At 49.1% G+C, this 14525-nt stretch carries 11 protein-coding genes and 1 pseudogene; 7 read left to right on the top strand and 5 right to left on the bottom strand.

The annotated features are described in order from the left end of the window. Positions 1 to 489 precede the first annotated feature (489 nt). The gene (locus H6F72_RS21085) at positions 490 to 930 is read left to right on the top strand and encodes a transposase (RefSeq protein WP_370527545.1); all 441 of its coding nucleotides are present in this window, start codon (positions 490 to 492) and stop codon (positions 928 to 930) included. A gap of 933 nt (positions 931 to 1863) precedes the next feature. On the opposite strand, the gene H6F72_RS21080 is transcribed toward H6F72_RS21085, so the two are convergent. After that, positions 1864 to 2199: a hypothetical protein gene (locus H6F72_RS21080; protein ID WP_190440364.1), complete on the bottom strand. Its 336-nt coding sequence runs from the start codon at positions 2197 to 2199 to the stop codon at positions 1864 to 1866. A 163-nt stretch (positions 2200 to 2362) separates the two neighbouring features. On the opposite strand from H6F72_RS21080, the gene H6F72_RS21075 reads away from it, so the two are divergent. Then, on the top strand, positions 2363 to 2764 hold the full coding sequence (locus tag H6F72_RS21075) for a response regulator (RefSeq protein WP_190440361.1): 402 nt from the start codon (positions 2363 to 2365) through the stop codon (positions 2762 to 2764). A 13-nt stretch (positions 2765 to 2777) separates the two neighbouring features. Here the strand turns inward: H6F72_RS21075 and H6F72_RS21070 are convergent, their stop codons facing one another. The 3 genes from H6F72_RS21070 to H6F72_RS21060 form a co-directional block, all read right to left on the bottom strand. Then, positions 2778 to 2987, bottom strand: a complete 210-nt coding sequence (locus tag H6F72_RS21070) for a hypothetical protein (protein WP_190440358.1) — start codon at positions 2985 to 2987, stop codon at positions 2778 to 2780. Positions 2988 to 3510: 523 nt separating this feature from the next. Next, positions 3511 to 6873 (bottom strand): EAL domain-containing protein, encoded by a 3363-nt coding sequence (locus H6F72_RS21065; protein ID WP_190440353.1) that lies wholly within the window; start codon positions 6871 to 6873, stop codon positions 3511 to 3513. Between the two features lie 285 nt (positions 6874 to 7158). Beyond that, the gene (locus H6F72_RS21060; RefSeq protein ID WP_199299227.1) at positions 7159 to 9330 is read right to left on the bottom strand and encodes an ATP-binding protein; all 2172 of its coding nucleotides are present in this window, start codon (positions 9328 to 9330) and stop codon (positions 7159 to 7161) included. Between the two features lie 230 nt (positions 9331 to 9560). Here H6F72_RS21060 and H6F72_RS21055 point away from each other — a divergent pair, with 230 nt between their 5' ends. Beyond that, positions 9561 to 11222: an ISL3 family transposase gene (locus H6F72_RS21055; RefSeq protein WP_190440348.1), complete on the top strand. Its 1662-nt coding sequence runs from the start codon at positions 9561 to 9563 to the stop codon at positions 11220 to 11222. Positions 11223 to 11444: 222 nt separating this feature from the next. Here H6F72_RS21055 and H6F72_RS21050 read toward each other — a convergent pair. Beyond that, positions 11445 to 11714 (bottom strand): annotated as a pseudogene (locus H6F72_RS21050) (ATP-binding protein); the annotation flags it as partial. A 177-nt stretch (positions 11715 to 11891) separates the two neighbouring features. On the opposite strand from H6F72_RS21050, the gene H6F72_RS21045 reads away from it, so the two are divergent. From H6F72_RS21045 to H6F72_RS21030, 4 genes are all read left to right on the top strand, one after another. Then, positions 11892 to 13199, top strand: a complete 1308-nt coding sequence (locus H6F72_RS21045) for an NF041680 family putative transposase (protein WP_190440346.1) — start codon at positions 11892 to 11894, stop codon at positions 13197 to 13199. A 120-nt stretch (positions 13200 to 13319) separates the two neighbouring features. After that, positions 13320 to 13733, top strand: a complete 414-nt coding sequence (locus tag H6F72_RS21040) for a hypothetical protein (protein WP_190440343.1) — start codon at positions 13320 to 13322, stop codon at positions 13731 to 13733. Beyond that, positions 13730 to 14131: a hypothetical protein gene (locus tag H6F72_RS21035; RefSeq protein WP_190440341.1), complete on the top strand. Its 402-nt coding sequence runs from the start codon at positions 13730 to 13732 to the stop codon at positions 14129 to 14131. Before H6F72_RS21040 ends, H6F72_RS21035 begins: the two co-directional genes overlap by 4 nt. Positions 14132 to 14189: 58 nt before the next feature. Further along, a complete protein-coding gene (locus H6F72_RS21030; protein ID WP_190440339.1) occupies positions 14190 to 14420 on the top strand; it encodes a hypothetical protein in 231 nt (76 codons plus the stop codon). The last annotated feature ends 105 nt before the right edge of the window (positions 14421 to 14525 follow it).

The following is a 14525-nucleotide window of genomic DNA, read 5'->3' as shown; positions in this document are numbered from 1 at the left end:
TCAACCCTTCAAGTTTTGGCACCAGAACCAACTCCTTGAGGGTATGTGCTCTGACAAGGAAATCTATCGCCTTTGTGTGGCATACGGGGCTGAAGATAGGCAAAGAGCTTTTGCTTTGGCAGTGTCGTTAACCGAGCATGGCGCTGAAGTTTGCATCACTTGTAAGAGAACTGAGTACAAGGTGTGGGTCAGCTTAAGAACTCAGCATCTAGCAACCTCTGCCCCTTCCTCAGAAGCAATCACCTCTGAATCTCACTACACTGCATTGGCTAGCTAACTAGATTGAGCCGCATCGCCTCTCCCCAAGAGCTAACACAAAAGGCCTAAGCCTGGAGGCAGCGATCGCTTAAGAGTCGTTTTCAAGACGCATTTTTCCAGCAATACCGCCGGAACTTAACGAGTTCAAACTAGCTCAGAAGCCTTTGAACCTGGAACTTAGTTAGGCCCTAGGCAAAGTGGACAACGTCAATCATCATTGACTCCCAAGCTGTGAAGAATACTTGCAATGCCAGTGTCGACTCAAAGGGGTTTTGTTTTGACAAAGCGACCAATGGCATTAAAAGGCATTTAGCCGTTGATACGCTTGGGTTTTCCTTATTCGCCCATTGCACTCCAGCTAATGTCTCAGATGATGCGGGATTGGTTGAAATGTTGAGGCTCCACATCGACTACTTCAAGTCAAAACCGGTCAATATTCCCAAGATTACCCTCCTCCTAGACCACGGCTATCACATTGATTATTTGATTGAAGAATTGGAGAAGATTTATCCTCAGATCATGACAAAAATCAGGTTTGTAGCTTGCTTCCCAAAGGGTACTTTCGAGCACGCCCTCGAAACCAGAGAAGGCAGCGCAAGGAAAATCTGGATTTGTCCCAGCAGTAGCGAGATGGGTCATCGAACGATCCAATGCTTGGATGGAGCGGTGTAAAAGTTTGGTAAAAAACTTTGAGCGAACTCTATCTCATGCAAAAACTAAAATTAACCTCTGCTTTGCCAGGCTAATGCTGAAGCGGCTTGCAGCCACTTCCTGAGATCTCAAATCGGTTCTATAAAAGCTCTGCGTGGCGTGTTGGGTGCTGATGACACAATCACCCTCAAACCCCTGCAATGAAATAACTTACCCACCTGGCTAAGCTAAACAAAGTATTAATGTTGGGTTATAGACCTATAATAGGTATAAATACCTGTATTCGACCGATGACCGACCATTCCAGACTGCTGTAGAGGGCGTGTTCTGAAGTGAAGGATCGTCAAAGCAATGCAGCTAGGAGAGCGCTGGTTAGGTTCACTCCAATGAACTCAAAGCCAGCGTTTCTCTTCAATACTAACCATTGTAGTCTAAGTCAGCCCCAGCACCAGGTAAAAACTACTTATAGGGCTTGCCAGTTTCAGGTTACTGATGGGGTAATGTTGGTATTCCAATAACGGATAGCCTAACGACTGAGGCAATTTTGTCCTCATCCATTTTTGTCTGCTCACTTGAGTAGGAAAAGGGCTCCCGCGATCTCCAACCGCAAAATTTAAGGCTTGACTCCCAAGACGGTATCTGTACTTAGGTGCTGCGCAATCATTCTGATTCGGAACCTTGCTGCGATCGATGTTCCAAAACCCAGGCCAGTTTAAGCTTTCCAGCTCATCTTGCACTTCTTTGCCCTATATCAGCTCCGCTCCTCATTCAAAACTGTAACTTTCTGTTCAACCGCGCCCGCTGGTCCAACCCAGGCGGGGCGGGCGCTACTAAAAAAACGATCGCTCCCTCTTCTACCTAGAGGAGCGATCGCTTACCTTTTGGAACTTGATTTTACTTTGCTTTGTCTCACACTATACCTAACAGACCTGCGGTTGAGTCAATATCACCCCGTCATTGCCCCTTTTCGTCGCTGTCGGATGTGGCTGTTGAGTCCTTCTCAGGGCGCTGGGTTGCTGTTTGGTAATCCTCCCAGCTGAGTTGTTCAAGACTTGTACCATACTGAGCCATGACTTGCTTGAACTGTTCCCACTGCTTCCGTTTCTCAAACCACTTTTTGCAGACTTCCTCAACCAGTTCGACTTCACTGGCACTCAAGTTTTCGTTGGGAATGTTTAAGGCCAGAATTCTGGCAACTTGGATCGCTTTTTCAAGCTCTATTCCCCACTTAACCAACTCTGCGCGATAGCTTTGTTCTTGCTTCTGCGTGGGTGAGAACTGTTCTTCCACAGAGACTCATCATAACAACTGCTTTATTTAAGTACCTTAAGATACAAAACTACCCTAGCTAAAGGTAGAGTCTGCTTATTTCTATTTCCCAGATGTCTAATCCCTAAGTATTAGTGCTTAAATACACTAGTAGATTGCAGGTGCTTACAGGAGCAGCAGAAAAATGAGCCAGCGGTCACTGCTGCTGGGGCAACGAATCCTTGTGGTTGATGATGATATTGACACCCTGCTTCTGCTAACTTTTACGCTTGAGGAATGTGGGGCCAATGTGTCTTCTGCACTCTCCGCTTCAGAAGCGATTAAGCTGTTTAAGGAGTTGCATCCCACCCTGCTCATTAGCGACATTGGGCTCCCGTTTGAGGATGGTTTCTCACTCATTCGAGAATTACGCACCTTAGAAGCAGATTTAGGATGGCAGGTGCCCGCGATCGCTTTGACGGGTTATGCCGGAAAGGAATGGCGGGAGCGATCGCTAGAACTGGGCTTTCAGCAATACCTCACGAAGCCAGTCCTGCTAGATGCACTGATAGAAATTGTTATCCAGCTTCTAGGGCCGTCTGAGTAGGGGGCGATCGCTGTTAGTTGCCAGTCTCCGCAACCTGGTTGATCAAGGTTAATCCTTTTTGACTGGCTAATTGCAGGGCAAATTCATAAGCCATTTGATAGTCTGCTTGGCTAGAGAGAAAACGGCCTCGTCTGTCATCCAATCCATTGTCGAGGTACAGCACAACGGCACTTTGTTCAACGTAGATGGAGTAAAGTGCCACTTGTGTCGTCTTGGTGCTCATGGCAGTAGAAAAGCTGGTAGGGAATGGCTGTATTTTCTACACCGAGAGGCATAGATGAAAACTACAAACAGAAGTATTTATTGCTTGTAGCTGTGAAAACATGAGTGGTGAATGCTGGCTAGGCTGGCAGGAGCGCGATCGCCCTGAGTAGTGCAGTCGTAATCACTCATTATCCCTTGCCTTTGGTGGCGCTGGTACTACTATCAATTCCCCCGCCCCAATCTTGGCTAGCAGTCCTGCAATCCAAGGCTTGCTCCTATGCAGCCGTACTGCTCAGCGATCGCTTTGGTTCAGATGCCTGATGGAATGAACGTCAATATACAGTTGCTTAGCTTTGCACAACTTTCGATCTCGCACTTAGTGATAACTCCACCTATCCTCAATCTTTTTGAGGTTCACTTCCATTCAGTGCTTGTCGACACTGAAAACCTAGGTGAAATTATGGCACCCTCCGCTCAGGCAGCATCAAGCTGACTTTTAAGCGATGGGTTTGATTGTTTTCAGCCACTACATCACCGTGAAATCAAGGCTGTTGATGAGGTTGCTGATGCAATTGTTGATAGAGTTCAGCCCGCTCAATTGCTACGCCCAGTTGCACGGCTAAGCGATTAAGCAGCACAAGCTCTGTTTGTTGCCAGTGTCGCGGTTGCTGGCATTGGTGAGCAATGAGCAACCCCCATAAGGTTTCACATTGCAGAATCGGTACGACCATGTTGGAACGAACCTCAAAGCGGGCAAGCAAATCAATGTGGCACGGTGCCAGCATGCCCTCGTAAATATCATCAACGGTTCGCGTCCGTCCCTCTCGATAATATTGAACGTACTGTTCCTGAAAACAGCAATCATCAATGGCAAGACCCAGCAGTGATGACCAAGGCTCTGTCACAGCTTCGGCTACAACCGTGCCCCTCCAATTAGGGTCAAAGCGGTAAACAATCAGGCGATCGACCTGCAAGAGTTGGTGCGCCTGAGCCACCGTGAAATTGAGAATCTCCTCAACCTGTCGTAATCGGCTCAGTTGCTCAGCGATTTTACTCGCAAGTTTTTCTTGCTGCACTTGCAGCCCCAACGCCTCTTTAATTTGCTTTTGCTTCGCAATCTGCTGTTCTTGGTCTCGAATCGTCAGTTCTAATGTTTGCGTTTGCCGCACCATCATGTCTAATGGCTGCTCGATCGATTCAGCTATGGCGGAGTGCACCACGTCTGCTAAGGCGATCGCTACAGCAGACTGTCCTTCTTTGGGTCGAGTGGATGACTCCAATTGAATTGGGATCGTCTTCTCTCGCAGTAACTGAGTGATGGCAACAGGGGGTAAAGGCTTGCTAAAGAGATATCCTTGAGCACTCTGGCATCCCAGGGTTCGCAAAAACTCAAGTTGTTCAACGGTTTCTACTCCCTCAGCTAGAACCTTCAAATGAAGCCCTTGCCCTAAAGCAATGACGGCTCTAGCAATGGCTGCGTCACTGGGATCAATCAGCAGATCCCGCACAAAGGACTGGTCAATTTTGAGAGTGTGTGGGGGGAAATGCTTGATTGAGTTCAGCGAGGAGTAACCCGTGCCAAAATCATCCATCGCAATTTGGATACCCATCTGTCTTAGTTCTTGCAAGACTGCCACCGTAAACTCGACATCTTGCATAGCAATGCTCTCAGTAATTTCCAATTCGAGATAGCACGGCTGCGTCTGGGTTTCCTGCAAAATTTGCACAATCGTCTTGACCAAATCGCGCTGCTGAAACTGCCGCGCCGAGAGATTCACAGCGATCCGCATGAGCGGGAGACCCGCTGCATACCAGGCTTGATGCTGCTCGCAGGCGGTTCTAATCACCCATTCCCCGATCGGACAAATTAAGCCCGTTTCTTCAGCGAGCGGAATAAACTGATTGGGGGGTATCACCCCAATCTGGGGGTGCTGCCAGCGGAGTAGCGCTTCCAGTCCGATGATCTCACCCGTGTTAATGTCCACTTGAGGCTGGTAGTACAGCAACAGTTCATCTTTAGTCAGCGCTTTGCGTAAGTCGGTTTCCAGTTCCAATTGCTCGCGCGCCGTCGTGTTCATCTCTGGCGAGTAGAACTGATAGTTGTTTCGCCCTTGCTGTTTAGCGCGGTACATCGCCGTATCAGAATTCTTCAGGAGGGTTGCCGCATTTTCACCATCGTAGGGAAATAAAGCAATGCCCAGACTGCCACTGATATACAGCTCTTGCTGCTCCAGAAAAAAGGGTGCCTTCAACACTTCCAGAATTCTGTGAGCCATTTTGCTGATGTCCTCAACGTAGGCAATGTCCGGGAAGAGCAGGGTAAATTCATCGCCACCCCAACGCGCCACAATGTCCCCTTTGCGCAAACCGGCTTGCAGTCGCTGCGTGACTTGCTTCAGCAATTGGTCTCCTACTACATGACCTAACGTGTCGTTGACAATTTTGAAGCGGTCTAAGTCCAGAAAAGCAACCGCCAGCATCTCACCCTGCTGTTGGGCATGCAGCAGCGCCAAGGAGAGTTGTTCATCAAACAGGAGCCGATTGGGTAGCTCGGTGAGGCGATCGTGGGATGCTTCATGCCGCAGCAGCGCCTCAACCCGCTTTCGCATTGCTGCCATGTAGAGGTGAATGCCGAGCGTCTGCGCTAATTTAATTTCATTTTGCTGCCAAAGCGGACTTTGCTTCGTCTTAACTTCGCGCCAAGCCTCAAACGACCGTCGCGGCAGTTGATTGCGTTCATCGGGATGACAGCGACCCGCCCAAAGAATTTCGGTATCGTAGCCATTTCGGAAGATAGTTAACCAGCCCACACATTGATGCTGACACTGAAGCGGCACAATCAAGGCAGTACGGATGAGTGTCTCTGTAAATGCCTCTGCCAGTTCATCCTGTAGGACAGCCTGAGCTAGATCTAGAACGTAAGGTGAGGGAATGCCATTGGCAGTTGAGCCATGCTGATGAACTGTGTGGGATGGGATGAGCGCCCGCCCAGCTTGCTCCCAAGCGGTAATGACTTCTTCATAGGTTGGCTTGGCGCTGCTTGGCTCTGCTGACCAGTTCATCAACGCTTTCCAGCCCTCGCTTTCTTCTAAACGAGCGTGAGTGGGTTGCACGCCGATCGTATAGAGTTGTGCTGCACTACTGACAGGTTCCGCAGCAAAGTAGAGCCGACCGCCTGATCCGCCCAACGCTTTCACCGTTTCCTCTAAAACTGTTTGCTGAATTTCCGCCAGGTCGAGTGGGTTATACAACAAACTGCTGATCCGATTGACCGTCAGTTCATAGTGGGCTTGCGGCTGCACTTGCTTCAGGAGATTGGACTGAGCAATGGCGATCGAGACTTGATCTACCAGCATTTGTACAATCTGTAGTTCCCGCTCCGAGAAGGAATAGGGTTCAGTATGATGAACGACTAGCAAGCCCCAGAGGTGGTTTTGATGGAGAATTGGCACTGTTAAAGAAGCCATCACACCCATGCCCAGCATGTACTGGATATGACAAGGGTCAACCGGAGCGTAACGCACATCTTCAACCGTTAACGGCTCTCTAGTGGCGGAGTCGTCTAGCTGGCTTGAGATTTTATGTTGAGTTGCTACGTTAATAATGACTCTCTGGCGGACTTTCAGAAACAGTTCATAAGCAGAGTCAGGAATGTCGCTGGCGGGAAAGTGTAAGCCCAGCAGTGAAGGCAACCGTTGATCGGCGATCGACTCTGCAATCACTGCCCCACTCCCATCTGACTCAAAGTGATAGATCTTGACCCGATCGATCTTGAGAAAGGCGCGGATTTCCTCTACGGCAGTTGAGACAATATCTTGAAGCTCTAGCGATTGACGAATCCGATCACAAATTCCATAGAGCATTTGCTCTTGCTGCAAACTTTGCTCAAAGCCTTGTTGGTCCATTTCCCTACTTTTGATGACCCAATTGCTACACCGAGCGCCCTTATATTCTCTGTACCTAGTATGATGATGTAGGAGATAGAACTAATCGGCTTCCCAGAATCTTCATAATTCTTAATCGGAATAGGCGTTTCGGTTATGTCGATAGAAGCTTTAACCCATTAATTTTCAGCCTTAAGAACCAAAAATTCTCCGGTAGTGGTATTGGAGGTAATGATTTTTTGAAGCGCGGGCTTTGCCCGCGCTTCAAAAAATCATTACTAGTTTAGGACTACCATTTTTCTGCTACTACTCTTTTAGTCGTACAGGAATCTGAATCACAAATTCACAACCCTTTCCAGGAGTTGAGAAACAGCTTAGTTTACCGCCATGTTTCTCGGTGATGATTTGATAACTGATCGACATGCCCATACCGGTGCCTTTCCCTATAGGCTTGGTGGTAAAAAATGGGTCAAAAATGTATTGATGGATCTCCTCCGGCATTCCAGAACCATTGTCGGCGATCGCAATTTCCACCCACTCTGCATCAATCACGGCAGTGCGAATTGTAATCTGATTGGGATTATCCTTAATCTCTTGGTAGGTTCGCTTGGCGTTGCCCTCTTCCAAAGCATCGATCGCGTTGACCAAAATATTCATAAACACTTGGTTAAGCTGGCCAGGGTGGCACTCCACCAGAGGCAAGTCACCGTAAGCTCGGATCAGCGCAGTTGTTGGAGAGTTCACCTTGGCTTTCAAGCGATGCTGCAAAATCATTATCGTGCTTTCAATGCCTTCGTGAATATCGACCTCTTTCACCTGCGCTTCATCCAGCCGGGAAAAGTTCCGCAAAGAATGAACAATTTCTCGAATCCGCTCTGTGCCAAGCTTCATGGATGCAAGTAGCTTCAGGGAGTCTTCATTCACAAACTCCAAGTCAATCTCATCAATCTTGTTTTGAATCTCTGGAGTGGAGTTTGGAAACTCAGCTTGATAGAGATGGACCAGTGCCAAGAGATTTTGAGTGTATTCACTTACATGCACCACGTTCCCATGAATGAAGTTCACAGGATTGTTAATCTCATGCGCGACCCCAGCCACTAACTGCCCTAGACTCGACATTTTTTCGGCTTGAATCATCTGATTTTGAGTGCGTTGCAGTTCTTGCAGCGTATCTTTTAGATCCGCTGTTCGCTCTTCCACCCGCTCCTCTAGCTGTTCATTGGTTTGTGCTAATTTGGTAAACGACTCGCGTAGCTGCTGCGTCATCCGATTAAACGAACAAGCCAGCACATTTAGCTCTCGCACGTTTGAGAGTTCGACGTTTTGATCCAGTGTCCCATCCGCCACTGCTTCAGATGATTGGCTTAAACGCTTAAGAGGCTGAGCGATCCACTGCGCTGTGTAAATCCCCAAAACGCTTGCAATAACCAGTGCAGCCAGACAAAGCAAAATAGTCGTACGCGTGTTGGCATCAATTTCTGCCGTGAAGTCAGCCTCAGGCACCACGACAACGCTGAACCAATCAATTCCTTGTTCGTCGTAAATCGGTGAAACCTGCACAAAATGGCGATCGCCGTCTACCACAACATCAAGCTGCTGGCTCTGATTATTGCTGACATCACTATTGCTGCTGACATCGCCCAAGCGCTCAAGTACAGCCTTGGCTACGGCACGAGTAACAGGATTTTCACTGTCTGTCGCTGGAATTTGCTCTAGTTCTTTGTCCTGAATAGTGTAGGGTTTCTCAATCAGCGAGCTAGCAATTAAGTGTCCAGAGCGATCGACAATAAACGTTTGTCCAGTCTGTCCTACCTTCACGCTTTTCAAAAAATCGTGAATCCGTGAAGGGCGAAAATTACTATGTTGCACACCCAAAAGGTTGCCGGTCTTGCCGTAAATCGGTTGAGACAGAGAAAGTGTCGCTTTTCCTGAAGCCCCGACATACATTTTGCTCCAGATTGGCTCACCCGCTTCCACTGCCGCTTCGTACCAGGGGCGAGTTCGTGGGTCAAACTTTTTAGTTTCCAGCAGTTCAGCTCGCTTCCCCTGACTATCGAGGCGGTGGCTCTGGCGATTAGGTAGATCGGTGTTTCCGGCCCGCGCCACAATAAACCCCTCCTCTAACCTTTCAACAAGAACGCTAGTTCCTTGAGGAGTACCAGTTTGGAGGAAGTCTACCGTGTTTTTATCCACCAGACGCCAGGAAAAATGCTCTAACGCTTCAATATCTTTGATGTCAATTTGTCCTTCCGAAATTCCAGCTGCAATCGTTTGATTAATCAGGTAGGGCTTTTCTAGGTAAAACAGAATTTGCTGATTGATCCGGTTGCTGGTCTCGCTGCGCAGTTGAGAGACAACGTTGTTAATCGACTTTTGACCATTGCGAATCCCCAGATACCCTGTCAAGCCTACTGCTACAAAAATTTGCAGCACAAATGGCACGACTAGAATTAGACGCAATGGCACCTGCTTAGTCACGGAATATCGACTTACAGCTTTTAACAACATTCTTAGGAAGGGAACTTCACAGCTCGCTGAGCAAGGGGATACGTCTACTATTCCCTGTAGTTAACAAACCTCAACAATTGCGCCTCCTTTAATGTCAGGAGTCCAATATTAAATGTCAAGAGGATAGGGCTCTTCCAAGCTTTTGGTGAAGCCGAGAGATAGTGAGGAAACTGTAGATCACCCCTTTCAGTGATCTGCCCATGGAATTCCTTCAAGCTCTGTTGCCCAGTACCAGTCTGCTACGTTTGGAAAGCTACGCCATTGAGTCAGGCGATTGCCTCTTGCTGAATCTTTCCTCTACACAAACGGTAGTCCCCTGCCCGCTATGCGGTGGTCTGACTCACCATATCCATAGTCACTATGAGCGAACGCTAGCTGACCTACCCTGCGTCCATTTCAGGCTGAGACTAATTCTTCAAGTGTGTAAGTTTTTCTGCCCAAACGCTGAGTGTCGTCGCCGCATCTTCACAGAGCGCCTGCCTGAAGTGGCTGCCCCTTGGGCGAGAAAGACTGTGCGATTGATACAGCGCTTACAGTCAATTGGCTTAGCGCTGGGGGGTGCTACAGGTGCTCGATTAGGCGATTGCCTAGGTTATGCTGTCTGCGGCAGTACCCTGCTGAACCAGCTTCAGCGACTTTCGCTGCCGAACTTTACAACCCCCAAGGTATTGGGCGTCGATGACTTTGCTTTCCGCAAAGGCCACAATTACGGCACTATCTTGGTTGACCTGGAAACGCATCAACCGATTGCCTTACTGGCAGACCGTAAGGCAGAAAGCTTGGTCGAATGGCTACAGGCCCGCCCTGGTATAGAAGTGCTCTCACGCGACCGCTCCAAAACCTACAAAAGTGCGATGACCGCAGGCGCACCTGAGGCCATTCAAGTCGCAGATCGTTTTCACTTGGTCAAGAACTTGAGTGAAACCTTAGAGCAAGCTTTTGGGAGCTACCGCAGCGAGCTAAAAGCGGCTGAACAATCACAGCATCAATCTACCGTCGCAGACGCTCCTGAAGAAACCGTCTGGGCTATCCCAAAACCAACCGCTACGGAGAAGTCGCAAGAACAAATACGACAGAATCAACAACGAAAAATAGACCAACAGAAGACTATCAAATCCTTGCGAGCCCAGGGATGGCTTCAAACCGCGATTGCTCAGACGTTAGGCATTAGCCTCAAGAGCATTGAACGCTACAGTCGCTTACCAGACTTTCCAGAGATACCCCCTCGCCGGCCCACGTTCGGACACAGTCTACTCGATCCCTACAAACCACAGCTTTTAGACTGGTGGAACTCAGGTATTAGAGAGCCTAGCATCCTGATGAAATTGCTCAAACCTTGTGGCTTTGAAGGCTCTCTTCGTACTCTACAACGCTACATTAGCGGACTGCGCGAAGCACAGGGTCTACCGCCAGTGAGGATTAAAGTCGCTCAAGCGTTGCCAAAAGTCGTTGACCCGCAGTCGCCACCCTTCACCCCGCGTCAAGCCGCCTACTTGGTCGTACTCAATCGAGAAAATCGTCAGCCAGAAGAGACTGATCTACTAGAGCGAGTCGTCCAGCAGCATCCCGACTTGTTGCTGCTGGTTGAGTTGGCCGATGAGTTCTTGCAACTGTTCAGACAACGGCAGGCAGACGCCTTTGATGACTGGCTGCTAAAGGCAGTAAGCTGCGCTCTCAAACCTTTGCAAACGTTTGCTAAAGGGTTATTTGATGACTATGCTGCGGTCAAAGCGAGCCTCATGACAGAGTTTAGCAACGGCCCTGTCGAAGGCTTGAACAACAAGTTGAAAATGCTAAAGCGACAGATGTACGGCAGGGCTAACTTAGAGCTACTCGCCAAGCGCTTCATTATGGCTGCATAACGGCAAAATCATTTTCTCGGCTTCACCAAAAGCTTGGAAGAGCCGAGGATAGACATGTCGCGACAGAGACTTGGTGAGTGGGTGTCGTCAATCGAGACCTCAGATCGCAACGACAATCAGGGATCGCGACGACAACTACAGATCGAAATGACAACCCGAGATCGCAACGACAACCGAGGAATCGCTGTGAGTGAAGAGTTTGTAGTTGAGATTGGAGAAGGGTCAGGTTGTCGGAGAGCGCTGAGAGGCAACCTGTCTGCGGTAGCTCTGAGACTTGATTTCCAAGATGACCGCATGATGAATCAGCCTATCGACGGCAGCCACCGTCATCATCAAGTCGCTGAAGATCGCATCCCATTGACTGAAGGGCTGATTGGCTGTTATCAGGAGACTTCTACGTTCATAACGATGGGCAATGAGTTCAAAGAGGACAGAGGTCTCCACTTCAGACTTCTTGACATAGCCCAAGTCATCGAGCACCAAGAGGTCAAAGATGACTCACTGCGAAGCGAAGAGGACTCTGACCAGTGGATTCGTAAGGCGATCGCTCACCTCAGTTAACTTATGCAAAACACTTCATCACTCAGGTTTAGACTAAATGGTTAAGAAAAGCGGCCGGATCGCTGATCTGACCGCTTAATAGTCAAGGACGTATCAAATCACTTGACTATGAGTCATTTTGCCAAGCTTCGGGAATTTCGGCACCAAGCTTACGCCCTGATGAGCAATGGACGAGATGCCCTGTTCGACTTGATGGATGCGGTATTGGTAAGTCGGAGCGTCTCCTCGTTCGCGGAACTGTCCGTATCACCTGTCTTTCGACGGCGATGGCCAAGTTTGTATGAGGCGCTGCAAGACGGTCAGCCTCCTCGAGAGGAATGGATGGAACTCTACAGCAAAGAGATCAGATCACAACCACAAATCGTGATCGCCGGAGACCATACCGCTTGGTCACGATTACAGGCCCAGACCTTGCGAGAGCGGACCTATGAACATCAAGCTAACCCGATGAGTGGAGCCAAGCCAATTACACTAGGGCATGGCTACAGCACGATGGCCTGGATTCCTGAAGCAGAAGGGAGTTGGGCCTTACCGCTGCTGCATGAGCGCATTACCAGTGCCGAAACTCCAATTGAAAAGGCTGCAGCTCAATTACGCCAGGTGTGCCAGAAGCTCAACGTTCGTCCCCTGTCGTTGTGGGATGCCGAGTATGGCTGTGCTCCGTTCCTGCAGAAAACCGCTGACATTGCCTGTGACAAGCTGATTCGATTGCGCTCCAATAGAGTTCTCTACGGTCCTCCTCCGGCTTACGCTGGCAAAGGACGACCTCGAAAACATGGAGAGGTCTTCAAGCTCAACGATGCGACGACTTGGTGGCCACCGGATGAGGAACAGACAGTCGAGGAGGTCAAGAGGGGAACTCTGCGCTTACAGATATGGCATTCGCTCCACCTCAAACAAGCGCCCACTCAGGTGCTGTCTGTGATTCGAGTAGAGCGAACGTCTACCTCTTCTACGACCCCACTCAAGCCCTTGTGGCTGATTTGGATTGGGGTGGAACAGCCCCCGCTCAAAACAATCTGGAAACAATACTTGCGTCGATTTTCGATTGACCATTGGTATCGGTTCGCAAAACAGCGCTTACATTGGACTCTGCCCCAGCTGGCAACGCCTGAAGCGTCCCAGCGTTGGAGTGACTTAATGCCGTTGTTGACCTGGCAACTCTGGTTAGCAAGACCTGAGGTACACGATTCTCCTCTACCTTGGCAACGCTCCTCTACCACTCTCTCTCCCGGCCGAGTAGCCAATGCCTTTGCCACTGTTTTAGCGGTGATTGGCACACCAGCACCTGAGCCAAAACCTCGCGGAAAGTCGCCGGGTTGGACTCCAGGGCAACCCCGTTCTCGTCGCATTCGCTATCCAACTGTCAAAAAAGGCTTCCGAAAACCCAAAGCAGGGGCTAAAAAGTCTGCTTAATCTCTGCCCCCTTTGATGGTGCCAGGTTGCTCAAGTCCGGCGCGGAGGTGGCCTATCTCCACCTGCCGTTAGTCTAAACTTCAGTCATCAGTTCATGCCCCGCCCTTGGCAATACCTGCTTTGCTCTTTCACAAGCTGGTATCTCTTGAACCCAGAGCTTGCGATCCAATAGGCGCTGATCCCTTTGAGTTTGGAGATGAAAAATTTGTTTTAGCAGTCTATGACCCTAGTAAGCCAGAATATTTAGCTCGTGTTGAGATTGATATGACAGCTGGTATTGCCACTGTCCTTACTGTCCTTTCGGATGACGATGAGGCGAGGCTGTTGTTAATTCTGACTCGACGATTAGAAGCTCTAAAGTACGGGTACGATGTCGGTCCATACATTGAACAAGGCTGTAAAGAATACAATGCTCAGCTCTATGCTGGCGAACACATGTTGTTCAATGCTGCTTTTGTTGGGCCTTCCTTGATAGAAGTTCTTCTAAGAGCTTACGTCGAGGTTCTCTCCCGCCCCAATGGAGATCTTTCATGAGTCAATGGCGATCGCTCCCTCTCCGCATTCTGCCCCATCATTTGACTCGGCAGCGCCAGCAATGGGCACAAGGTAAAGATCCGATAGTTCTCACCCATAGAAACCATGAACTGGGTTGCATCGTACCTTTGGTGATGTTAGAGAACTTCCCTCTGAATGAGTTTATTGTTCTACCCCTTTGCGGCTTGGCTAGTTGGATGCTGCAAGGAGAGCACGTTCAAATTTGGCTAGAGAGTTCCGTTGACTTCATTAGGCTTACATACAACGGTCAGGAAGTAGCTGCCTTGGTTCACCCGCAATCCGCAGCGTGGCTACCCACACTAGCCCTAGCACCTTCTCCAGAAGAACTCCTTAGTTGGAGACGGCAATTACTCGGAGGGGGCGATCGCCACATCTAAGCCAATTGTGATGACTGTATTCAGCTGAAAAATTCTCAAACTTATCTTTTCAATTTCTATGAAGCTACATCTCAACCAGTATCCTCAAGCTATCTTTAATGCCGCTGAAGCTGTGAACAATTTGGAAGCTGATATTGCTCGTTTGAGACTACGAATGACTCGGATTGAAGCTGCCGCAGATTTTACGGTTGCCTTTGACGGGTCCTTAAAAAACGATGGGCACCGCAAAGCTGAGCGCTTCAGCCAGCTCGAAAAGCATCCAGATTATCATCATTTGCAAGCTGCTTGACTGACAAAACTAAGAAGCTGGGATATGGCTAAGGACAATGAATTCACGCTTTAGGGACTCATCGTATTGGCGCTTGGAAGCAATGGCAGGTTGAGGGTCAGGTGG

The organism is Trichocoleus sp. FACHB-46, from assembly GCF_014695385.1.
In the GTDB taxonomy this organism is placed as follows: domain Bacteria; phylum Cyanobacteriota; class Cyanobacteriia; order FACHB-46; family FACHB-46; genus Trichocoleus.
Note: the sequence above shows the minus strand (reverse complement) of the source record. Positions and strands in the feature narration are given on the sequence as shown.

Bases quoted from the DNA above. Each gene is read 5' to 3' on its own strand.
- H6F72_RS21045 (WP_190440346.1), top strand. From the start codon at position 11,892: ATGAGTCATTTTGCCAAGCTTCGGGAATTTCGGCACCAAGCTTACGCC.
- H6F72_RS21035 (WP_190440341.1), top strand. From the start codon at position 13,730: ATGAGTCAATGGCGATCGCTCCCTCTCCGCATTCTGCCCCATCATTTG.
- H6F72_RS21030 (WP_190440339.1), top strand. From the start codon at position 14,190: ATGAAGCTACATCTCAACCAGTATCCTCAAGCTATCTTTAATGCCGCT.
- H6F72_RS21070 (WP_190440358.1), bottom strand. From the start codon at position 2,987: ATGAGCACCAAGACGACACAAGTGGCACTTTACTCCATCTACGTTGAA.
- H6F72_RS21055 (WP_190440348.1), top strand. From the start codon at position 9,561: ATGGAATTCCTTCAAGCTCTGTTGCCCAGTACCAGTCTGCTACGTTTG.
- H6F72_RS21075 (WP_190440361.1), top strand. From the start codon at position 2,363: ATGAGCCAGCGGTCACTGCTGCTGGGGCAACGAATCCTTGTGGTTGAT.
- H6F72_RS21065 (WP_190440353.1), bottom strand. From the start codon at position 6,873: ATGGACCAACAAGGCTTTGAGCAAAGTTTGCAGCAAGAGCAAATGCTC.